Consider the following 21,430-nt stretch of genomic DNA (forward strand, 5'->3'; position numbering starts at 1 on the left):
AACGTGCAGGGCGCGTCAGCGCTGTTCGCGGAACGGACCCCATGCCGGCTCGCGGACGTCACCTTCGGCGAGAATAAGACGCTGACGCACACGGCCATCCGAAGACACCGCGTACAGCACACCCCTCCTCCCCTCACGCGCCGCGTACAGGACCATGCCGGCGTTCGGGGCGAAACTCGGCGATTCGTCGAGCGACCCGGGCGACAGCGTGGACCAGCGGGGCGACCCCAAACTGCGATCCAGCAATGCAATACGGTACACGTTGCCCGACCCCTGCGCCACGGCGATTTTCTTACCGTCCGCAGACACCGTCGGATCGGCGTTGTAGCTGCCTTCGAAGGTCACGCGTGTCGCGCTGCCGCCACCAGCGCCCACCTGGTAGACCTGCGGGCGACCACCGCGGTCCGAGATGAAATACACGCTGCCGCCATCTGCCGCCCACACCGGCGAGGTATCGATGGCGAAATGGTCGGTGAGCTGGGTCAGGGCCTTGCTGCCGAGATCCATGATGTAGATCTCGGGATTGCCGCTGCGCGACAGCGAGAGGGCCAGGCGGCGGCCGTCCGGCGAGAACGCGGGCGCACCGTTGATGCCGCGGAAGCTGGACACCAGCTCACGGCCACCACTGGTGATGTCCTGGATGTAGATCGCCGAGTTGCCGCGCTCGAAGCTGACGTAGGCGATGCGACGACCGTCCGGGCTCCAGGCCGGCGACAGCAGCGGCTCGGCCGAGCGTACGACGGTCTGCGGGTTGTGGCCGTCCGAATCGGCGACGACCAGCGCGTAACGCGCGCTCGGGCCCACGCCCGTCTGGGTGACGTAGGCGATGCGGGTCCAGAAGGCGCCACGCACACCCGTAATCTTCTCGTAGATCGCGTCGGCCATCTGGTGGGCGACGTCGCGCATGGCGTTGGGACGAGCGGTCATCGCCAGCCCGAGGATGCGCTCCTGCTTGGCGACGTCGAACAGTTCGTACTCGACCCGGTAGCTGCCGCCGCCGGCGTCGACCACGCGGCCGACGACCAGGAAGTCCTGACGCAGCGCACGCCACGTCGGGTACTGGACCTCGCTGCCCCGCGTCGGACGCTCGACGATGTCCCGCTCGGGCAGCGCACGGAACTGGCCGGACCGGTCGAGGTCGGCGCGGATCACCGCGGCCACGTCGGTATCCGGCGCACCCGCGCTGCCCTGGTAGGGCATCGGGACGACGGCGATCGGCATCGCCTGCGCGCTGCCACCGGTGATGTCGATTTCGAGGCCCTGCTGCTGCGCGCTGGCGAGCATCGGCAGGCTCAAGGCGATCAGGGCCAACAGGCAACGGATCAGAATGGGTTTCATCGGGTTACCGGTTTTGATGGAAGTGAACCCGGGCAGCTTGGCCGCTGGACCGGGCGACAGGATGAATACCAGCGCAATCATCGCCCTTCGACGGTGAACGAGATGGTGAGGCTTCGGGAGAAAACGGATTCGTAGCCGGCATAGGGCAGTGGCGCGGCCCGGTATACGGCGCGCACCAGCGACTGACGGGCGACTGCGTCGAAGGCGCAGTCCTGCAATGCATCCACCGCGACCACGTCGCCGCCCGGCAGCTGCTGGATCGACAGCCGGCAGCGCGCGCCCGGCGCGATTCCATCGGGCAGCAACCACGCGGCGTGGATCGCATCGCGCAGGGCGGCGCCATAGCGCGCTTGCAGATCGTCGTCGGCCTGCGCCGGCTTGACGCCAGCCAGTGCCAAGCCAACCAGGCACACGCCACAGAGCCAGACAGCTGCCGCCTGCCTCGCGGCCGGCAGCCGCATCAATCCTGGGCCGTGAAGTTGAGGTTGAGCCGGCGGTTGAACACCGGCTCGAAGCCGGCGAACGGCAGTGGCTCCGCGCGCCGCACCGCCGCCTCGACCGAGCGTCGGCCCTGGGCGTCGTACGGGCACGAGGCATCGAACTCGACGTTGATCACTTCGCCGCCGGGCAACTGCGTGATGTAGATGCGGCAGCGCTGGCCCAGCGGCACGTTGTCCGGACGGGTCCAGTTGCGGCGGATCGCCTCCTGCAACGCCGCGGCGTACTTCGCTGCGAGGCCACTGTCGCCATCCGGGCGACCCGGCGGCGGGCTGGCGGCCGAGGCCGCAGCACGTTCGGATGCCTGTCGGGCTTCCCGGTCGGCGATCTGCTTCAGACGCTCCTCGGCCTGCCGGGCCTGCCGCTCGTTGCGCTCGCGCTCGGCGCGGATCTGCTCGAGCTCCTGGCGCGCGAGCCGCCGCTTCTCTTCGGCCTCGGCCTGCTTCTCGCGTTCGGCCAGTTCGACCTGGGCCTGGCGACGTTTCTCTTCCTGTTCCTTCTCGCGCGCCTCGGCGGCGATCGCGTCGCGGCGCACGGCGTCCTGCGAGACGGTATCGGGCTTGGGCACGATTTCCTGCAGTTCGGGCTGGCGCTGCTCGACGGCGTCTTCGGGACGCGGTTCGGGCAAGGGCTGCGGCGGCGCGGCGACCGGCTCCTCGACCGGTTCGGGTAGCGGCTCGGGCACGGGCTCCGGGACCGGTTCCGGCACGGGATCGGGCAGCGGTTCGGGCCGGCTGGCCAGCGCGCGCCGGTCGGCGGCACTCAGCGCGTTGGGATCGATGATGTCGGCCGAGACCGGTGAACCCATCGCCGATTCCGGACGCGACGATGCGCTCCACAGGGCGCCGAGGAAGATCAGTCCGAACAGCAGCACATGGACCAGGATCGACAGCCCGATCGCGATCGTGTTGTCGGCGCGCGACTCACGCATTCAGTTCGCGCCCTCCGCGGGGCGGCTGATCAGGCTGACCTTGGTGATGCCAGCCTCGTTGATGAGGTCGATGGCATTCATGATCCGCTGGTAGCTGGCCGCGCCGTCGCCGCTGACGAGGATCGTCGCGTCCGGGTTCTGCGTGTGGATACCGCGCAGCCGGGCCACCAGATCCTCGCGCGTGACCGAGGTGTTCTGCTGTTCGACCATCAGCGCCAGTGCGCCGTCGGGATAGACGCTGACCACCACAGGGTCCTGCGGCGAGCCCAGCGACATCGCCCGTGAATCGGGGAGGTTGATGTCGGTACCGAGATTCATCAGCGGCGTGGTGACCATGAAGATGATCAGCAGCACCAGCATCACGTCGATGTACGGCACGACGTTGATCTCGTTCTTCAGCTTGCGCCGCTTGCCGCGGCGTAGGGACATCGAGGACATGGCGGGATCCGGTGAGGGGGACGGTGCGGCGCCCGTGACGGGCGCGCAGGGTCAGTCGGCGTTGGTCTGCCGCTCGAGGATCGAGGAGAACTCGTCGGAAAACGCCTCGAAGCGCGAGGCGACACGCTCGACCTTGGTCGCGAAGCGGTTGTAGGCCCACACCGCGGGAATCGCGGCGAACAGACCCATCGCGGTCGCGATCAACGCTTCGGAGATGCCGGGCGCGACGGTGGCGATGGTCGCCTCCTTGACGCTGGCCAAGCCGTGGAACGAGATCATGATGCCCCACACGGTGCCGAGCAGACCGACGTAAGGTGCGATCGAACCGACGTTGGCGAGGTATTCGAGATTGCGCTCCAGGCCGTCGAGTTCACGGGCACCGGCCACGCGCATGCCGCGCTGCGCACCTTCGAGATGCGTGCGCGCATCGACGCCGCGGCGCTGGCGCTGGCGCGAATACTCGCGGTAGCCGGCCTCGAAGATCGCTTCCAGGCCTTCGACCTCGCGACCGCGCTCGGTGGCGGAGCCGTAGAGCTTGCTGATCTCGGCGCCGGACCAGAAGCGCTCTTCGAACCGGTCGGCTTCCTTCTCGGCGCGATCGAGCACGCGCTTCTTGCGGAAGATGATCACCCACGACGAGATCGACGCGAACAGCAGCAGCAGCATCACCAGCTGCACCGGGATCGAGGCATGCAGGATCAGCTCCATGATGCTCAGATCGGTCGGCAGCGGCGCAGAGGCCGCCGCAGCCGCGCCGGACGCGGCGAGATCGGTAGCGCCGACAGCGGCGTCTTCAGGCAGGGCCTGCACCTGGGCGGCGGACTGCAACAGCACGGGCATTGGGCTCATCCAGGACTACTCCACTGATGTTTCGAGTGACTTGAGTTGGGCATACAGCGCGTCGGGAATCGCCTGCGGCCGGAAATCGGACGCCGACAATGCCGCAACACGTACTTCGGCGTCGACCAGCAGCACGCCCTCACGGCGGACCTCCTGCACGAACACCGCACTCGCACGCCGGCAATCGCGCAACGCCACGCTGACTTCCAGCGCGTCGTCCAGCCGGGCGGGCGAACGGAAATCGATCTGCATCGCACGGACCGCGAACACCGTGCCATGGAGGTCGCGCAAGGAAGCCTGGCCGTGGCCGTGGGCACGTAACCACTCGCTCCGCGCGCGCTCCATGAACGCCACGTACTGCGCGTGGTAGACGACGCCACCGGCGTCGGTATCTTCCCAATACACGCGTGTCGGCCAACTGAATAGCCCGGGTGCTTCGGACTGACGGGACTTCAGGTCGCTCAACGGGGACTCCAGTGTGCAGGACAGGGGACCGGCCGGACCGGTCGCGGCGACTCGAGATCAGAACAGATCGCCGGGCACGGCGGCATCCGGCGTTCGCCGCGGCTCCAGACCGAGGTGGCGCCAGGCCTTCGTGGTCGCCATGCGGCCACGCGCGGTGCGCACAAGATAGCCCTGCTGGATCAGATAGGGCTCGATGACGTCTTCCAGCGTGCCGCGCTCTTCGCTGAGCGCCGCCGCCATCGACTCGACGCCGACCGGGCCGCCGTCGAAGTTCTCGATGATCAGATGCAGCAGGCGGCGATCGAGTTCGTCGAAGCCTTCCGGATCGACCTTGAGCATCTGCATCGCGGCGTTGGCCACGTCGCGGTCGATGCGGCCACCGGCGCGCACCTGGGCGTAATCGCGCACGCGGCGCAGCAGGCGATTGGCGATACGTGGCGTGCCGCGGGCGCGCTTCGCGATCTCGGAGGCGCCATCGGGCTCGCAGGACAGGCCGAGGATCTTTGCCGAGCGGCGCACGATCCGGGTCAGCTCTTCGGCGCTGTAGAACTCCAGCCGCTGCACGATGCCGAATCGGTCGCGCAGCGGCGCGGTCAGCAGACCCGCGCGCGTGGTCGCGCCGATCAGGGTGAAGGGCGGAAGGTCGATCTTGATCGAACGTGCCGCGGGGCCCTCGCCGATCATGATGTCGAGCTGGAAATCCTCCATCGCCGGATACAGCACTTCCTCGACCACCGGCGACAGACGGTGGATCTCGTCGATGAAGAGCACATCGTGCGGCTGCAGGTTCGTCAGCAGCGCGGCGAGATCACCGGCCTTCTCGATCACCGGCCCCGAGGTCACGCGCAGCGCGACGCCGAGTTCGTTGGCGATCACGTGGCTCAGCGTGGTCTTGCCCAGGCCCGGCGGCCCGAAGATCAGCACGTGATCGAGCGCCTCGCGCCGCTGCTTGGCGGCCTCGATGAAGATCGACATCTGCTCGCGGACCGGCTGCTGGCCGAGGTAATCGTCCAGCCGCTGCGGCCGGATGCTCGCCTCGATGGCGTCGTCTTCGCGGGTGGCGTCGGCGGCGATGATGCGGTCTGCGGTCATGCGCGCATGATCGCATGCCGCGGGCTGGCGATGATCTGTGGAAGCGCCGTGGACGCGATGCCTGTGCGTTGAACGGCATCGCGCCCAGGGGCGCTCCTACGACCCACCGGCCTCAGCCGCGCATCGCCTCCGCGGCCAGCGTGAAGCTGTGCTTGCGCGCGTCGTGGTCGAAGATGTTGGCGGTCAGCATCAGCTCGTCCGGGCGATGGCGCGCGACGAACTCGGCGATGCCGTCGCGGACATCCGTCGCGTCACCCACCACCGAGCACGCCAGGGACTGTTCGACCATCGCCTTCTCGGCCGGCGTCCAGAACGCCTCGATGTCGTCCACCGGCGGCGGAATCAGGCCCGGCGCACCGCGCCGCAGGCGCACGAAGCTCTGCTGCTGGGTGGTGAACAGGCGCTGCGCCTCGGCGCGCGTATCGGCCGCGGCCACGTTGAGGGCGAGCATCGCATGCGGCTGACGCAGGTGCTTCGACGGACGGAAATCACGGTGGTACAGCGCCAGCGCTTCCGACATTGCCGCCGGCGCGAAGTGCGAGGCGAATGCGTACGGCAGGCCGAGCGTCGCCGCGAGGCCGGCGCCGAACAGGCTGGAGCCGAGAATCCACACCGGCACATCCAGTCCCGCGCCAGGCACGGCCTGCACCGGCTGGCCCGGCTGGGCCGGCTCGAAGTAGCGCAGCAGCTCCATCACATCGGACGGGAACGCATCCGCGCCGGCGTAATAGCGGCGCAGCGCCTTCGTCGTGGGCTGGTCGGTACCGGGCGCGCGACCCAGGCCGAGATCGATACGCCCCGGATACAGCGACGCCAGCGTCCCGAACTGCTCGGCCACCTGCAGCGGCGCGTGGTTGGGCAGCATCACCCCGCCCGAACCGACGCGGATGGTCGAGGTGCCGCCGGCGATATGCCCGATCAGTACGGCCGTCGCCGCACTGGCGATACCGGGCATGTTGTGGTGCTCGGCCAGCCAGTAGCGGGCATAGCCCAGCGCTTCGGCGTGTCGGGCGAGATCGAGGGAACGGGCGAAGGACTCGGCCGGCGTGCTGCCCTCGGTCACGGGGGCGAGGTCGAGGACGGAGAACGGAATCTGCTGGGGGGAATTGGCCATGCGCGTGAGATGGGGTCGCGATGCGCGAAACCCATCCCACATGCCTGAACGGGTCGCCCGCCGGACGTCACGCGCCGCGCCGATGCGGACGGCACGTCACACCGGCTCAGCCGGTCGCGATCACCCGGTTGCGACCGCCGGCCTTGGCCAGGTACAGCCGCCGGTCGGCCTCGGCCAGCAGGCAATGCAGATCGTCGTTGGCGGCTGCCGTGCGCACGCCGATGCTCACCGTCATGCGCAGTTCGCCACCGGGCGAATACACGGTCAGATCCTCGATTCGCTGGCGCAGCCGGTCGAAATAGTCCGCCAGCGCGGCGCCGTCGAGATCCGGCGTGAGCAGGCAGAACTCCTCGCCCCCGAAACGCGCGACATGGTCGCCCTCGCGGGCGTGGCTGGACAGCGTCGCGGCCACGGCACGCAGCGCATGGTCGCCGGCCTCGTGGCCCCAGCCGTCGTTGATCCGCTTGAAGTGATCGATGTCGAGGATCGCCATCGCCAGCGGACGGCCGGCGGCGCGCATCTGCGGCACCAGACGTTCGGCCTGTTCCAGAAAATGACGCCGGTTGGGCAGGCCGGTCAGGAAATCGCGGGTGGCGAGATCCTGCAGGCTGCCGATCAGCTCCAGCTGGTCCACGTTCTGCGAGACGCGGCAGAAGAATTCCTCGCGCGAATAGGGCTTGCGCAGGAAATCGTTGGCACCGCTCTTGAGGAAGCGCGCCACCAGATCGGCATCGTCGCGACCGGAGACGCCGATCACCGCGACGCGGTCGCGTGCCCGCAATCCGCGGATGCGCCGGGTGAGTTCGACGCCCAGCATGCCGGGCATCTCCTGGTCGACCATCGCCAGGCGGATCGTCGGATCGCGCTCCAGCGCGTGCAGCGCCGCATCGCCGTCGGCGGCCTGGACCACGCGATAGCCGAAGGTCTCGAGCAGACCGGCCGTGTGCTGCCGCGCCGACGGCGAATCGTCGACGACCAGCGCCGAGATGCGCCGGTTGCGCTCCAGCCGCTTCACCAGCCAGACGATGTAATCGAGGCTGCCGGGCGTGCTCTTGAGCACGAAGTCGATGACCCGGCGGCGCATCATCCGCGCGCGCAGGTCCTCGTCGTAGACGCCGGTGACCACGACGGTCGACAGCCCGCGCTCCAGGAAGCAGTCGACCACGGTGTCGCGGTCGCCGTCGGCCAGCACCAGACCGGTGATGGCGAGGAACCAGTCGTCGTGACGGTCGAGCAGCGTGCGCGCCTCGGCCAGCGTGGAAGCGACGATGACCGGCAGTTCCAGCTGCTGCTCGATCGCCCCGGCCAGCGCCCGCACATAGGCGCGCGAGTTCTCCACCAGCAACACGCGCTGCGGCAGGGGCGAACTCGGGTCGATCGGGAGAAGCAGGGACATGCGGCACTGCACCTTCGAGGGCATCGAAGGGTGTTAGCGACCGCTGTCGCGCGGACTTGAGTCTCGCACCCGGTGCGGGCGCGGTCGCGCGCCGTGCATCACCGGTGCACTCGCCGCGCGAGCGCGCGGCTTCGCGGGTCAGATCTCGACGTGCGTGCCCAGCTCCACCAGCCGGTTGCCGGGAATCCGGAAGAAGCCCGACGCCGGCGCGGCATTGCGGTGCAGAAGCGCGAACAGCCGCTCACGCCACAGCGCCATGCCGGGTCGCGCCGCGGCGATCACCGTCTCGCGACTGGTGAAATAGGTCGTGTCCATGGGATCGATGCAGAACGCGCCCTCGATGTCGCCGCTGCCCATCAGCGCCAGCGGCACGTCCGGTGTTTCCATGAAACCGAAGCGGACCACCGCCCGGAAGAATCCGTCGCCGATCCGGTCGATCTTCAGCCGGCGCTGGGCGTAGGGCACGGTCAGCGTCTCGACCGTCAGGAACACGTTGCGCTCGTGCAGCACCTTGTTGTGCTTGAGGTTGTGCATCAGCGCATGCGGCACCACGCCGCGGTCGCTGGTCAGGAACACCGCGGTGCCGGGCACGCGCACCGGCGGCGCCAGCATCAGGCCGGGGATGAAGGTCTCGGTGCGGATACCGTGCTGCTGGACTTCCTCGTGCAGCAGCTGGCGGCCGCGCCGCCACGTGCGCAGCAGGGTGAACAGCGTCAGGCCCAGCACCAGCGGGAACCAGGCGCCCATGAACACCTTGGCCATGTTGGCGACCACGAACGCGATGTCGATCAGCACGAACACCGCGCAGCAGGCCAGGATCCAGTAGCGCGCCTTGGGCCACAGCGCGCGCGCGACGATGATCAGCAGCAGGGTGTCGATCAGCATCGTCAGCGACACCGAGATGCCGTAGGCCGCGGCCAGCGCCGAGGACGTCTGGAACGTCAGCACCAGGGCGAGGACGACGACCGCCATCGTCCAGTTGATCGCCGGGATGTAGATCTGGCCGATGGTGTCGCTGGACGTGTGCCGCACCCGCATGCGCGGGATGTAACCCAGCTGCATCGCCTGGCGCGCCACCGAGAAGCCGCCGGTGATCACCGCCTGCGAGGCGATGACGGTCGCGCAGGTGGCCAGCACGATCATCGGCCAGCGCGCCCACTGCGGCACGCCGATGTAGAACGGGTTCTGGATCGCGGCCGGGTCCTCGAGCACCAGCGCGCCCTGCCCCAGATAGTTGAGCATCAGCGACGGCAGCACGAAGAAATACCAGGCGTAGCGGATGGGCTTGGCGCCGAAATGGCCCATGTCGGTGTAGATCGCCTCGCCGCCGGTCACCGCCAGCACCACCGCGCCGAGGATGAACACCCCGCCCCAGCTGTGGTCGATGAAGAAGCGCGCCGCCCATAACGGGTTGATCGCCTGCAGCACTTCCGGTTCGTGCAGGATGTTGAGCACGCCGAGCACGGCCAGCGCGGCGAACCACAGCATGGTGATCGGGCCGAACACGCGCCCCACCTTGGCGGTGCCGAAGCGCTGGGTGGCGAACAGCACCGCCAGCACCAGCACCGTGATCGGGATGATCCAGGAATGCAGCGAAGGCGCGACAACCTCCAGGCCTTCGACCGCCGACAGCACCGAAATCGCCGGCGTGATCACGCCATCGCTGAAGAACAGCGATGCGCCGAACACGCCCAGGATGCCGACCAGATAGGCCGAGCGGCCCCCTTTGGCGAGGCTGCGCTGGGCCAGCGCCATCAGCGCCATGATCCCGCCTTCGCCGTCGTTGTCGGCGCGCAGGATGATGGTCACGTACTTGACCGTCACCACCAGCATCAGCGACCAGAAGATCATCGACAGCACGCCGAGCACGGTGTCGTGGTCGGCGATCAGGCCGTAGTGGCCGGAGAACGCCTCACGCAGGGTGTACAGGGGGCTGGTGCCGATGTCGCCGAAGACGACGCCGATCGCGCCGGCGATCAAGCCGGCCAGACCGATCTGACCGTGTCCGGAGGGCGACGGACGCGCGCCCGCCTGGGGCGCGCTGCTGGGGTGTGCCATGGCGAAGGAACCCTGCCGCCGCGTGGGGGGTGGTCAGCGAAGCGCGGACTGTAGCGCTTTTCGGATGATGGTTTCCGCGGTGTCGCCTTCACCTGACGCGGCCTTGGCCATCTTCTGTGCGTCGGCCGGTTTGTAGCCCAGTTGCTGCAGGGCCACGGTGGCCTCCGACAGCGGATCGTTGGGGACCGCGCCGCCGTGGATCGCGCCGCCGGCGCCGGCCAGATCGGCCGCACGGTCGCGCAGTTCGACCACCATGCGTTCGGCGGTCTTCTTGCCGATGCCGGGAATCTTGGTCAGCGCCGTCACGTCCGCAGTCTGCACCAGCCGCGCGAAGGCATCGACGCTGACGCCCGACAGCACGGCCAGCGCGATCTTCGCGCCGATGCCGGTGACCTTCTGCACGTCGCGGAACAGCCGCCGCTCGGACTCGTGCAGGAAGCCGTACAACGACACGCTGTCCTCCTTCTGCGCGTAGTGCGTGAACAGCGCGATCTCACGGCCGAGTTCGGGCAGGTCGTAGAAGGTGCTCATCGGCGCCTCGAGTTCGTAACCGACGCCGTTGACGTCGATCACCAGCCAGGGCGGCGCCTTGTGGGCCAGTGTGCCGCGCAGTCTTCCGATCATGGGATGAGGTCTCCAGTGTGGGGAACGGCGCGGGGGCACATCGCGTGTAGTCCGTCATTCCCGCGCAGGCGGGAATCCAGGGGCATTACAAAGCGCTTTACCGCCTGCGCACGATTTTCGGACGACAGCCACGTCCATGGATGACCAGCCCTTCGGGCTGTTGTCGAGCGCCTCCCGCCTGCGCGGGAATGACGGTCAACGTTCATCCCTTCCGCCCCCAGGCCTGCTTCACGTCGACGCCGAGCCGCTTCGCGGTCGCGCTGACATGCGCATGCGTGATCGCCACGGCCAGCGCGTCGGCGGCGTCGGCCTGCAGCTTGCCGCTCAGGCCGAGCATCAGCCCGACCATGTGCTGGACCTGGACCTTGTCCGCACCGCCCCGCCCCACCACCGCCAGCTTGATCTCGCTGGCCGCGTATTCGCTGACCGGCAGATCGCGCAGCACCACCGCGCCGATCGCCGCACCGCGGGCCTGGCCCAGCTTGAGCGCCGAGTCGGGGTTGCGCGCCATGAATACCTTTTCGATCGCGACCTCGTCGGGCCGGTGTTCGATGATCAGCGCGGTCAGGCCGTCGAGCAGGCGGCGCAGGCGCGCCGGGAACTCGCCGGCGGTCACCAGCACCAGCGGCGCATGGAACACGTGGGACACCTTGCCGCCCGCATCGACGTCGATGATGCCGACCCCGGTGCGCTGCGAACCGGGGTCGATGCCGAGGATGCGGGTCACGTGCGGAATCAGTCGTCGAACGCGGCGTTGGCGTAGACGTTCTGCACGTCGTCGAGGTCTTCGAGCAGGTCCAGCATCTTGCGCACCTGCTCGGCCGTTTCGCCGGACACGGCGATGTCGTTGTCGGCGCGGAACGTGATCTCGGCATGGCCCGGCACCAGGCCGGCATCGGCCATCGCGGCCTTGACCGTCTCGAACGCGTCGGCGCTGGTGATGACGTCGATCGCGCCGTCCTCGGCGTAGACCACCACGTCATCGGCGCCGGCTTCGATCGCCGCATCGGTGACCGCGTCCTCGCCGAGGCCCTCGAAGCTCAGCACGCCCAGACGCTTGAACATGAAGGCGACCGAGCCTTCAGTGCCCATGTTGCCGCCGCACTTGCCGAACGCATGGCGGACTTCGGCCACGGTGCGCACGCGGTTGTCGGTCAGCGTGTCGACGATCACGGCGACGCCGCCCGGGGCGTAGCCCTCGTAGCGGATCTCCTCGTATTCCACGCCTTCCAGCTCACCGGTCGCCTTCTTGATGGCGCGCTCGACCACGTCCTTGGACATGTTCGACGCCATGCCCTTGTCGATCGCCGCGCGCAGGCGCGGATTGTTCGCCGGGTCGCCGCCGCCGGCCCGCGCCGCGACGCCGATCTCGCGGATGATCTTGGTGAAGATCTTGCCGCGCTTGGCGTCGGTCGCGTTCTTGCGGGCTTCGATCGAAGGTCCTCGTCCCATGTGTGCTCAGTCTGCAGGCGCTGGAAAGCGTCGATTTTACCCGAACGACCGGTCCGCACCGCGCGCATCGGCGGCATGGTCGAAGCGGCCCGCGCGCAGGAACGCGACCGTCTGCCGCACCGCCTCGTCCGACAGCAGCAGGCCGCTGTGACTGGCCTGCACGACCACGTGATCGGCCAGGCCCGGCCCGCGGGTTTCGGCGACCGACACCGTGCCGTCGTGCGGGCCGTCGAAGCGCGCCAGCAACGCACCCAGGCCGCGCGGCACGCAGCCGGCCACCATGCCCACCTCCACGTCCGCCGGCCAGGTGACGCAGCCCGCGTGCAGGATCTCCGCGCTTCGGCCGAAGTACAGATGCGACAGCGGCACCCGCGCCAGTGCCCGCGCCGCGCCACTGCCGCAGACCGGCGAACCCAGGCAGACGATCCGGCCCACCGGCAATGCGGGCGTCCGTCGCGCCGCCTGCAGGGCCGAGAGGCCGCCGAGGCTGTGGCCGACGATGTGCGCCGGCCCGGCCGCGAGCGCCGTGGTGAGGCGCTCGACCGCGGCGTCCGGGCCGCCGGCGATGCTCGGGTAACCGATGATCTCCGGGGCGAAGCCGGCGTCGGCCAGCCTGCGCGCGAAGCGGCGCATGGTCAGCCCGACCATCCAGATGCCGTGCAACAGCAGTACGCGGTCCGGCCCGGCGCTCATGCCGCGATGTCGTCGTGGGCGCGTGCCTGCCGCCACGCGCGCGGCGAGACGCCGCTGTGCGCCTTGAATGCGCGCGACAGTGCCGCTTCGCTGCCGTAGCCGACCTCGTCGGCGATCAGCTTCAGCGGCCGACCTCGGCGCAGCGCGCGTTGCGCGAGACCGATCCGCCAGGCCTGCAGGTACTGGCCCGGCGTCTGCCCGACGGCTTCGCGGAAGGCATCGGCGAACGCGCTGCGCGACATGCCGGCGGCGTCCGCCAGCGTTTCCAGCGACCACGCCTGCGCCGGGGCCTCGTGCATCGCGACCAGTGCGCGCCGCAGCCGCGGATGCGCCATCCCGGCCAGCAGACCACCGACCAGCGCGCCGGCCTCCATCTGCTGGCGCAGCACCTGCACCAGCAGCGCCTCGACCAGACGTTCGATCAGGGCGGTGCGCCCGCAGCGCGCATCGAAGGCCTCCTCGAACAACAACGCCAGCAGGCCCTGCGATCCCGGCAGCGCATCGGGCGCGATCCACAGGGCGGGCGGCAATGCCGTCGCCAGCGGACTGTGGGCGCCGCCTTCGAACAGCAGGCGCACACGTGTCCACGCAGCGCCGGGCGCGGGCACGACCGCATCGCCTCCGTCCTCTGCCGGCCGCAGCAGCAGGCCCGGGCCGGTCCAGGCCCCGACGCCCGAAAGCGCGATACCGCCGTCGCGCACCAGCCACAGCGCGGCGCCCGGCACCCCGTCGCCGGGCGGGTCGACGCGCGCGGCCACCGGGAAGCGGTCGAGCAAGGCGGCGAGACGATCGACCATGACAGGACTCCAGGACAAGTTTCATGGACTTTGTATCACCAATCGTCGCCAGACGCGGGGCAAGATGGACACCTCGCCGAACGGTATTCCGCCGCCGGCACCACCGGAGATTCCCGATGTCCATCGAAACCGTGCTCTACACCGCCACCGCCAGCGCGACCGGCGGCCGCGAAGGCCGCACCACCTCGTCCGACAACGTGCTCGACGTCACCCTGTCGACTCCGCGCGAACTCGGCGGCGCCGGCGGCCCGGGCACGAATCCCGAGCAGCTGTTCGCTGCCGGCTATTCGGCCTGCTTCCTCGGCGCGCTGAAGTTCGTCGCCGGCCAGCACAAGGTCGCGTTGCCGGCCGAGACCACGGTCACCGGCAAGGTGGGCATCGGCAAGATTCCGACCGGCTTCGGCATCCAGGCCGACCTCACCGTGTCGGCGCCGGGCGTGGATCGCGCGCAGCTGCAGACCCTGGTCGACGCCGCGCACATCGTGTGCCCGTACTCGAACGCGACCCGCGGCAACATCGACGTGACGCTGTCGCTGGCCGACTGAAGGTGACGCAGGCAGGGGCACGCCGTGTCCCTGCCCTGCCGGCGTTGCGCAAGCGCGGATGGATCCGGGGACTGCCGTTGTTCGGCCCAGGCGGGATGCACGACACGTGTCGCGTCGATGCCTCGCACGAAACGGTGCGAGTGTCTGCATCAGCTGTTGACCCGGACGCGCATCGCATCACGAGACCGGCGTGACGTCCATGGATGACCAGCCCTCCGGGCTGTTGTCGACCGCCTCCCGCCTGCCCGGGGATGACGGCTTCCGCGACAACGCTTCGAAGCAGTGCCCGGCCGTCGACTCAGGCGTCCGCGGGCCGCCGCAGAATGAATTCCAGATCGTTGATCGAGCCCACCGGGAAGATGTAGTCGCCGACCCGCTCGAAGCCGTGCCGCGCGTAGAAGCGCTGCGCGCCGAGGTTCTCCGACCACGCGCCGACCCACAGCGTGCGCGGGCCGTCCCGCAGCAACCACGCCATGATCGCGTCCATCATCCGCGTCCCGGTGCCGCCGCCCTGGTGGCCCTGCAGTAGATACAGACGCTTGATCTCGCCATCGCCGCGCGCGACATCGGCATGCGGCAGGCCGCACGGTCCGGCGGCGGCATGCCCGACCGCGACGCCGTCGCGCTCCAGCAGCCAGACCGCGTAGTCCGGATGCGCGAGGATCGTGCGCTGCTTCTCCACCGCGTAGGCATCCGCGAGAAACGCCGCGAGATCGTCGGGCGGATACAGATGGCCAAATGTTTCAGTGAAGGTGCGCGCAGCCAGTGTCGACAGCGTCTGCGCATCGTCGACGGTGCCGCGGCGCAGCGTCGACGCGACGTTGGACGCAACGTCAGCGGATTGTCCGGTCATATGAAAACGCTCCGGCGTGGAGCCCCCCTTGCGTCAAGGGGGGCGCGGCGAAAGCCGTGGGGGATCTGGAGGGCTGCACCGGGGTCCACGATTCCGCTCAGCGGAATCGCGGCGGGCTCACTGGGCAGCAGGTGAGGCCACCTTCGGACGCACCTGGATGTGCACTTCGGCCAGCTGCACATCGGCAATCGGCGACGGCGCGTCGGTCATCAGGCATTGCGCGCCGGTCGTCTTCGGGAACGCGATGACGTCGCGGATGGATTCCGTGCCAGCCATCAGCGCGGCGATGCGGTCGATGCCGAATGCGATGCCGCCATGCGGCGGCGCGCCGTACTTCAGCGCATCCAGCAGGAAGCCGAACTTCGCCTGTGCTTCTTCCGCGCCGATGCCGAGCAGTTCGAACACCGCCGACTGCATCGACGAGCGGTGGATACGGATCGAACCGCCGCCGATCTCGTTGCCGTTGAGCACCATGTCGTAACCGCGCGACACGGCCGTCGCGGCGTTCGCGCGCAGGTCGGCCTCGTCGTCGACCGACGGCGCGGTGAAGGGGTGATGCAGGGCGACGTAACGCTGCGCCTCGTCGTCCCATTCGAACATCGGGAAATCGGTGACCCACAGCGGCGCCCAGCCGTCTGCGACCAGGCCGAAGTCCTTGCCGGCCTTCAGGCGCACCGCGCCCATGAAGTCGCTGACGGTCGAATACTTGCCGGCGCCGAAGAACACGAGGTCGCCATTGCCGGCGCCGACGTGCGACACGAGCGCAGCGAACGCGGCCTCGTCGAAGAACTTCTGGATCGGCGAGCTGACCTCGCCTGTCTCCGAAATCTTGATGTAGGCCAGGCCCTTCGCACCGTACTTCGCGGCGTGCGCGGCGTACTCGTCGATCTGCTTGCGGCTCAGCGTCGCGCCGCCCGGAATGCGCAGCGCGCAGACGCGGCCGCCGGCGTCGTTCGCCGGACCGGTGAACACCGCGAACTGGCTGTCCTTGACCAGATCGGCAACGTCGACCAGCTCCAGCGCGATGCGCAGATCCGGCTTGTCCGAACCGTAGCGACGCATCGCTTCGGCGTAGGTCATGCGCGGGAACTCAGCGGCCAGTTCGACCTTGGCGACGTCGAGGAACACATCGCGGATCATCGCCTCGACCGTGTCCTGCACGTCGCGCTCCGACACCCACGCGAACTCCATGTCGAGCTGGGTGAATTCCAGCTGGCGATCGGCGCGCAGCGCCTCGTCACGGAAGCAGCGCGCGACCTGGTAGTAGCGGTCGAAGCCGGCCATCATCAGGATCTGCTTGAACAGCTGCGGGGACTGCGGCAGGGCGTAGAACTCGCCCGGATGCATGCGCGCCGGCACCAGGAAGTCGCGCGCGCCTTCCGGCGTCGCCTTGGTGAGGATCGGCGTTTCGATGTCCTGGAAGCCGCGGGCATCCAGCCAGTGGCGCAGGGCGCTGACCAGCTGGGTCCGCGTGCGCATGCGGCGCTGCATCTCGGGATGGCGCAGGTCGAGGTAGCGGTACTTGAGCCGCGTCTCCTCGCCCGGGTTCTCGTGATGGTGGAACGGCAGCGGCTCCGCCTTGTTCAGCACCTCGATCGTCTCGGCGACCACTTCCACCTGACCGGTGCGGATCTTGGCGTTGACGGCATGGCGGCGGCGCACGGTGCCGGTGATCCGCAGCGCGTCCTCGTAGCCGACCTTCTCGGCCGCGGCGACCACTTCGGCGTTGCCGTCGGCATCCGAGGCCTCGGCGACCACCTGGACGATGCCCTCGTGATCGCGCAGATCGATGAAGCAGACGCCGCCGAGATCGCGGGCGACATCGGCCCAGCCGCACAGGGTGACCGTCTGGCCGATCAGCGCCTCGTCGACGAGGCCACAGAAATGGGTACGCATACAAACTCCGGACACGGGAATACAGGCCGCCCGTCAGGGCGGAACCGCATAGTCTAGGGCGTGCCGCCGGTCGCGGCACGGGCCGCGCGTCGCAGCGGTGCGACGCGGGCGCGCCCGCTCAGCGCGCGGGCAGACCACCCGGCAATGCCGGGCGGCCGCGGGGCTCAGTCGGCCGAAGCGGGCTTCGCGGCCGGGGCCGCTGCAGGCTTGGATTCGGCCTTTGGCGCGGCGTCGGCCTTGGGGGCTGCCGGGGCGTCACCGCCCGCGGGCTTGGCGCCGGTGCCGCTCTCGACCAGATTGCGCTTCTTGTCGCCGTCCTTCTTGAAGTCGGTCTCGTACCAGCCGCTGCCCGCCAGCCGGAACGAGGGCGCGGTCACCTGGCGCCGGATCGCGGCCGCACCGCAGGCCGGGCAGGTTTCGGGATCCGGATCGGACATCTTCTGCAGGCGGTCGTAACTGTGGCCGCAGTCGGCGCACTGGAAAGCGTAGATCGGCATGGCGAAGGATCGGGCGACGACGAGGGAGCCGGCATTCTGGGGCCGCGGGCCTGACTTGCAAGCCCGGCGTGTCGCCCGGGGCCCGCGCATGGCGCTTCTGCCTCAGGTCTGCAGGCCTAGACTGGCCGCCTTCCCCCACGGATCCCGCCATGTCCCAGCCCGCCAATTTCCGCACCGTCGCCGCCGCCGCGCTGATCGCGCTGGGCCTGATCGGCGCCGGCTGGTTCGCCGCCCAGGGCATGGCCAAGCTGCGGACCGCCGACCGCTACGTGACCGTCAAGGGCTCGGCGGAGCGCGTGGTCGAGGCGGACCTCGTGGTCTGGCCGCTGTCGCAGACCGTCGGCGGCGACGATCTGGCCGCCGTCCAGGCAGGCCTCGACACCAACACCGCGACGATCCGCCAGTTCCTGGGCAGCGCCGGCTTCGGCGATGACGAGGTGGTGGTCTCGCCGCCGCGGCTCGAGGACCGCTGGGCCTATTCCTATGGCGACAGCCGGCCGCCGGAGCGCTACCGCTACTCCAATACCGTGACCCTGCGCACCGGCAAGGTGACCGAGGCGATCGCCGCCCTGCGCCGCAGCGGCGAGATCGTCGCCCAGGGCGTGATGCTCAACACCGGCGAAGACGGCGGCCCGCAGTTCGACTTCACCCGGCTCAACGACATCAAGCCCGAGCTGATCGCCGAAGCCACGGCCAATGCGCGCGTGTCGGCCGAGCAGTTCGCCCAGGATTCGGGCGCGCGCATCGGCGGCATCCGCAGCGCGAACCAGGGCGTGATCTCGATCGGCGACCGCGACCGCGGCAGCCCGCACGTCAAGACGGTGCGCGTGGTGACGACGGTGGAGTATTTCCTGCGCGATTGAGCCGCGCGCCGGCGACCATTGCGGTCGCCCATGCAACAAGGCCCCGGACCTGCGTCCGGGGCCTTGGGCCGGATCAGTAACCCCAGGGGGTCGGCGGTGCGGCGACGGTCTTGGTCAAGTCGAACTCGACCTGGAACTTGCGGCCGCCCGGACGGGCCAGCTCGTAGACGAAACGCTGGCCGGGCTCGATTTCCATCGCCCAGGTGTTGGTGACCGACGCGGACAGGCCTTCGCGCTCGAACATCTCGATCGACTCGGCGTCGACCGGGAATTCCTGGCGCTGACCGGTGCCGGCGTTCTGGGTGTCGCCGCCGTACATGGTCACCGGATCGTCGCTGCCGTCGGGCAGGCGGTGATCGTGCTTGAGGCGCAGGCCGTGCTCGGTGCGGGTCAGGATCCAGGTGCGCGAATGGTCGTCGCCGACATGGAACGGAATGCGCAGCTCTTCTTCCTTGTTGCTGCAACCGCGCACGTGCATCACCAGTTCCTTGCCCTCGAACGGATCGGGCGCGGCGTCGGCGGCCGGCGCCGGTTCGTTGGCGACGATGCGACCGGCAAAGGCTTCACCGCAATGGCGCGCGATCGCGGCGAGAAACTCGTCGGCCGGCACGCGCTCGCGCGCGGCATCGGCAGCTGCGGCAGCAGCGGCCGCGTCGGCGGTGGGGTTGGCCGGCGCCGGGCCCGTGGGCGCGGCGGGATCGTTGGCACCGCAGGCGGCAAGCGCGAGTGCGGCGGCGAGAACTGTGCAATGGCGTGAGATTGTCATCGCTGCAAAGTAACCGCCGACGCCAGATGGCGCAAATCGCGGCACGCCGGTTGCACGCTGCAGCGACGACGATCGACGCGTCAGTTCATCACGCAACAGGCGATGCAGCGACCACCCGCATAGCTGCCACCACGCGCATGGAACGACGCCTCAGGCGGCTTCGTAGAGCTTCAGCAACTCGCCTTCGGCCTGCTCCAGCGCATCGCGCAGCGATGCCTGTTGCTGGCCCAGATCGCTCGCCTTGCCCGCGTCGGCGTAGGTGTCCGGATCCGCCAGCGCGCCGTCGATCTCCGACAGCGCCTGCTCCAGCTCCGCCACCCGCGCTTCCGCCTTCTGCAGCTTGTGCGGGTTGGCCTTGGCTTTCGGTTTCGCGGGTTCGGGCGTGGCAGCAGCCGCAACCGCCTGGGTCGGCGGCGGCGTGCGCAGTTCGCCGGAATTGCCGCGGGCGCGCAGCCAGGCGGCGTATTCGTCGAGGTCGCCGTCGAACGGGATGACCACGCCGTCGGAGACGCGCCAGAAGGTGTCGCCGACCAGGCCGATCAGATGGCGGTCATGCGAGACCAGCACGATCGCACCGGCGAAATCGCTGAGCGCTTCGGCCAGGGCTTCGCGCATTTCGAGATCGAGATGGTTGGTCGGTTCGTCGAGCAGCAGCACGTTCGGCTGCAGCCACGCGATCAGCGCCAGCGCCAGACGCGCGCGTTCGCCGCCGGAGAAGCCGTCGATGCTTTCGAAGGCGCGATCGCCGGGGAAGCTCCACTTGCCGAGGAAATCGCGGAATGACTGGATCGACGCATTCGGCGAGATCTCGCGCAGATGATCGATCGGCGACGTGCCGGCGACCAGCGATTCCACCGTGTGCTGGGCGAAGTAGCCGATGCGCAGATCCGGATGCGCGTAGCGCTCGCCGGCCAGCAGCGGCAGTTCGCCGACCAGCGTTTTGACCAGCGTCGACTTGCCGGCGCCGTTCGGCCCGAGCAGACCGATGCGGTCGCCGGCTTCGAGACCGAAGCCGACGTTGTCGAGAATGACGATTTCGGAATTGGGGATTGGGGATTGGGGATTCGAACCCGCAGCGTCGCCGCGCCCTTCCGAATCCCGACTCCCGACTCCCGAATCCCGGACCGTGGCGGCATAGCCGCAACGGCCATGATTGATACGCAGCAGCGCGTGCGGCAGCTTGACCGGCGTCGGGAAGTCGATCTGCACCTCGCGCTCGGCGCGCACGGCCTCGGTGTCGGCCATCTTGGCCAGACGCTTGACCCGCGACTGCGCCTGCTTGGCTTTCGCGGCGCTGGCCTTGAAGCGGTCGATGAACTTCTGCAGATGCGCCTTCTCGGCCTGCGACTTCTCGTGGGTGATCTGCTGTAGGCGCAGCTGCTCGGAGCGCTGGCGCTCGAACGAGGTGTAGTCGCCGGTGTAGAGCTTGGCCTTGCCGCCGTGCAGGTGCAGCGTGTGGGTGCAGACGTTGTCGAGGAACTCGCGGTCGTGCGAGATCAGCAGCAGCGTGCCCGGATACTTCAGCAGCCACTGCTCCAGCCACAGCACCGCGTCGAGATCGAGATGGTTGGTGGGCTCGTCGAGCAGCAGCATGTCGCTGGGCGTCATCAGCGCGCGCGCGAGATTCAGGCGCACGCGCCAGCCGCCGGAGAACGTCGCGACGGCGCGCTGGTGGGTCTCGGCCGGAAAGCCCAGACCGTGCAGCAGCTTGCCCGCGCGCGCGCCGGCATCGTAGGCACCGACTTCGGCCATGCGCAGGTGCACGTCGGCGACGGCCTCCCAGTCCTCGGCGGCCAGCGCATCGGCCTCGGCCTTGAGGACGGCGGCCACCGCGGCGTCGCCGCCGAGCACGAAGTCGATGGCCGGGTCCGGCAGCGACGGCATTTCCTGGGCGATGCTGGCGAGGCGCAGGCGATTGGGCAGATCGAGATCGCCCTTGTCGGCCTCGACCTCGCCGCGCACGGCCGCGAACAGGGAGGACTTGCCGGTGCCGTTGCGGCCGACGACGCCCACGCGCCAGCCGGCGTGCATGGTCAGGTCCATTTCGGACAGCAGCAGCCGTTCGCCGCGCCGCAGGGCGAAATTCTTGAAAGAGATCATGCCGCCAATTCTACCGGAGGCGGCCCGCGGCAGCCGGCACCGGCGATGTGGACCCCGGAAATCCGCGCCGATACCGCGCTCCGGCCACGCGTCGCTCGATACAGATGAAACCTTTGACCGAATTGTTAAGCGCGTGTTAAAGCGGAAAGGCAGTCGCTCGCATCGCATCGCTCT

Annotated in this window: 22 protein-coding genes; 2 read left to right on the forward strand and 20 right to left on the reverse strand. The window is 69.0% G+C overall.

The window, feature by feature from the left end; translation table 11 throughout:
• Nucleotides 1–15: 15 nt before the first annotated feature.
• The 15 genes from tolB to AC3A5K_RS10685 all read right to left on the reverse strand — a co-directional run bounded on the left by tolB (nt 16) and on the right by AC3A5K_RS10685 (nt 13,736).
• Nucleotides 16–1,338: a Tol-Pal system beta propeller repeat protein TolB gene (tolB, locus tag AC3A5K_RS10615; RefSeq protein WP_487617485.1), complete on the reverse strand. Its 1,323-nt coding sequence runs from the start codon at nt 1,336–1,338 to the stop codon at nt 16–18.
• A 77-nt stretch (nt 1,339–1,415) separates the two neighbouring features.
• Nucleotides 1,416–1,736 carry a hypothetical protein gene (locus AC3A5K_RS10620; RefSeq protein ID WP_487617486.1) on the reverse strand — a complete coding sequence of 107 codons (321 nt, stop codon included), beginning with the start codon at nt 1,734–1,736 and terminating at the stop codon, nt 1,416–1,418.
• A 62-nt stretch (nt 1,737–1,798) separates the two neighbouring features.
• Complete coding sequence (locus AC3A5K_RS10625) at nt 1,799–2,767, reverse strand: cell envelope integrity TolA family protein (protein ID WP_487617487.1); 969 nt, start codon at nt 2,765–2,767, stop codon at nt 1,799–1,801.
• The gene (locus AC3A5K_RS10630) at nt 2,768–3,205 is read right to left on the reverse strand and encodes an ExbD/TolR family protein (protein ID WP_487617488.1); all 438 of its coding nucleotides are present in this window, start codon (nt 3,203–3,205) and stop codon (nt 2,768–2,770) included.
• Between the two features lie 51 nt (nt 3,206–3,256).
• Nucleotides 3,257–4,054 carry a protein TolQ gene (gene tolQ, locus AC3A5K_RS10635; RefSeq protein WP_487617489.1) on the reverse strand — a complete coding sequence of 266 codons (798 nt, stop codon included), beginning with the start codon at nt 4,052–4,054 and terminating at the stop codon, nt 3,257–3,259.
• Between the two features lie 6 nt (nt 4,055–4,060).
• Entirely contained in the window at nt 4,061–4,510 is a 450-nt protein-coding gene (ybgC, locus tag AC3A5K_RS10640) for a tol-pal system-associated acyl-CoA thioesterase (protein ID WP_487617490.1), read from the reverse strand.
• A gap of 57 nt (nt 4,511–4,567) precedes the next feature.
• Nucleotides 4,568–5,602 (reverse strand): Holliday junction branch migration DNA helicase RuvB, encoded by a 1,035-nt coding sequence (ruvB, locus tag AC3A5K_RS10645; RefSeq protein WP_487617491.1) that lies wholly within the window; start codon nt 5,600–5,602, stop codon nt 4,568–4,570.
• Nucleotides 5,603–5,714: 112 nt separating this feature from the next.
• The gene (locus AC3A5K_RS10650; protein ID WP_487617492.1) at nt 5,715–6,716 is read right to left on the reverse strand and encodes an LLM class flavin-dependent oxidoreductase; all 1,002 of its coding nucleotides are present in this window, start codon (nt 6,714–6,716) and stop codon (nt 5,715–5,717) included.
• Nucleotides 6,717–6,822: 106 nt separating this feature from the next.
• The gene (locus AC3A5K_RS10655; RefSeq protein WP_487617493.1) at nt 6,823–8,112 is read right to left on the reverse strand and encodes a diguanylate cyclase; all 1,290 of its coding nucleotides are present in this window, start codon (nt 8,110–8,112) and stop codon (nt 6,823–6,825) included.
• Nucleotides 8,113–8,250: 138 nt separating this feature from the next.
• Complete coding sequence (locus tag AC3A5K_RS10660) at nt 8,251–10,170, reverse strand: potassium transporter Kup (RefSeq protein ID WP_487617494.1); 1,920 nt, start codon at nt 10,168–10,170, stop codon at nt 8,251–8,253.
• A gap of 33 nt (nt 10,171–10,203) precedes the next feature.
• Complete coding sequence (gene ruvA, locus AC3A5K_RS10665; RefSeq protein ID WP_487617495.1) at nt 10,204–10,794, reverse strand: Holliday junction branch migration protein RuvA; 591 nt, start codon at nt 10,792–10,794, stop codon at nt 10,204–10,206.
• 202 nt (nt 10,795–10,996) lie between these two features.
• A complete protein-coding gene (gene ruvC, locus AC3A5K_RS10670; RefSeq protein ID WP_487617496.1) occupies nt 10,997–11,521 on the reverse strand; it encodes a crossover junction endodeoxyribonuclease RuvC in 525 nt (174 codons plus the stop codon).
• An 8-nt stretch (nt 11,522–11,529) separates the two neighbouring features.
• Nucleotides 11,530–12,246 carry a YebC/PmpR family DNA-binding transcriptional regulator gene (locus tag AC3A5K_RS10675; RefSeq protein ID WP_487617497.1) on the reverse strand — a complete coding sequence of 239 codons (717 nt, stop codon included), beginning with the start codon at nt 12,244–12,246 and terminating at the stop codon, nt 11,530–11,532.
• 36 nt (nt 12,247–12,282) lie between these two features.
• The gene (locus AC3A5K_RS10680; protein WP_487617498.1) at nt 12,283–12,939 is read right to left on the reverse strand and encodes an esterase/lipase family protein; all 657 of its coding nucleotides are present in this window, start codon (nt 12,937–12,939) and stop codon (nt 12,283–12,285) included.
• Entirely contained in the window at nt 12,936–13,736 is an 801-nt protein-coding gene (locus AC3A5K_RS10685) for a helix-turn-helix domain-containing protein (RefSeq protein ID WP_487617499.1), read from the reverse strand. Before AC3A5K_RS10685 ends, AC3A5K_RS10680 begins: the two co-directional genes overlap by 4 nt.
• A 116-nt stretch (nt 13,737–13,852) precedes the next feature.
• On the opposite strand from AC3A5K_RS10685, the gene AC3A5K_RS10690 reads away from it, so the two are divergent.
• Complete coding sequence (locus tag AC3A5K_RS10690; protein WP_487617500.1) at nt 13,853–14,281, forward strand: organic hydroperoxide resistance protein; 429 nt, start codon at nt 13,853–13,855, stop codon at nt 14,279–14,281.
• Between the two features lie 298 nt (nt 14,282–14,579).
• Here AC3A5K_RS10690 and AC3A5K_RS10695 read toward each other — a convergent pair whose 3' ends face one another.
• The 3 genes from AC3A5K_RS10695 to AC3A5K_RS10705 form a co-directional block, all read right to left on the reverse strand.
• Entirely contained in the window at nt 14,580–15,134 is a 555-nt protein-coding gene (locus AC3A5K_RS10695; protein ID WP_487617501.1) for an N-acetyltransferase family protein, read from the reverse strand.
• A 117-nt stretch (nt 15,135–15,251) separates the two neighbouring features.
• Nucleotides 15,252–17,030 carry an aspartate--tRNA ligase gene (gene aspS / locus AC3A5K_RS10700; protein WP_487617502.1) on the reverse strand — a complete coding sequence of 593 codons (1,779 nt, stop codon included), beginning with the start codon at nt 17,028–17,030 and terminating at the stop codon, nt 15,252–15,254.
• Between the two features lie 164 nt (nt 17,031–17,194).
• Complete coding sequence (locus tag AC3A5K_RS10705) at nt 17,195–17,527, reverse strand: FmdB family zinc ribbon protein (protein WP_487617503.1); 333 nt, start codon at nt 17,525–17,527, stop codon at nt 17,195–17,197.
• A 149-nt stretch (nt 17,528–17,676) separates the two neighbouring features.
• Between AC3A5K_RS10705 and AC3A5K_RS10710 the strand changes: the two genes are divergently transcribed.
• Nucleotides 17,677–18,390 carry an SIMPL domain-containing protein gene (locus AC3A5K_RS10710; protein WP_487617504.1) on the forward strand — a complete coding sequence of 238 codons (714 nt, stop codon included), beginning with the start codon at nt 17,677–17,679 and terminating at the stop codon, nt 18,388–18,390.
• A 73-nt stretch (nt 18,391–18,463) separates the two neighbouring features.
• Here the strand turns inward: AC3A5K_RS10710 and AC3A5K_RS10715 are convergent, their stop codons facing one another.
• Together AC3A5K_RS10715 and AC3A5K_RS10720 are read right to left on the reverse strand one after the other, a co-directional pair.
• Nucleotides 18,464–19,156, reverse strand: coding sequence for a hypothetical protein (locus tag AC3A5K_RS10715; protein WP_487617505.1), 693 nt, complete (start codon nt 19,154–19,156; stop codon nt 18,464–18,466).
• A 150-nt stretch (nt 19,157–19,306) separates the two neighbouring features.
• Nucleotides 19,307–21,256 carry an ABC-F family ATP-binding cassette domain-containing protein gene (locus tag AC3A5K_RS10720; RefSeq protein ID WP_487617506.1) on the reverse strand — a complete coding sequence of 650 codons (1,950 nt, stop codon included), beginning with the start codon at nt 21,254–21,256 and terminating at the stop codon, nt 19,307–19,309.
• Nucleotides 21,257–21,430 lie beyond the last annotated feature (174 nt).

The organism is Luteimonas sp. Soil_C_5 (assembly GCF_057656615.1).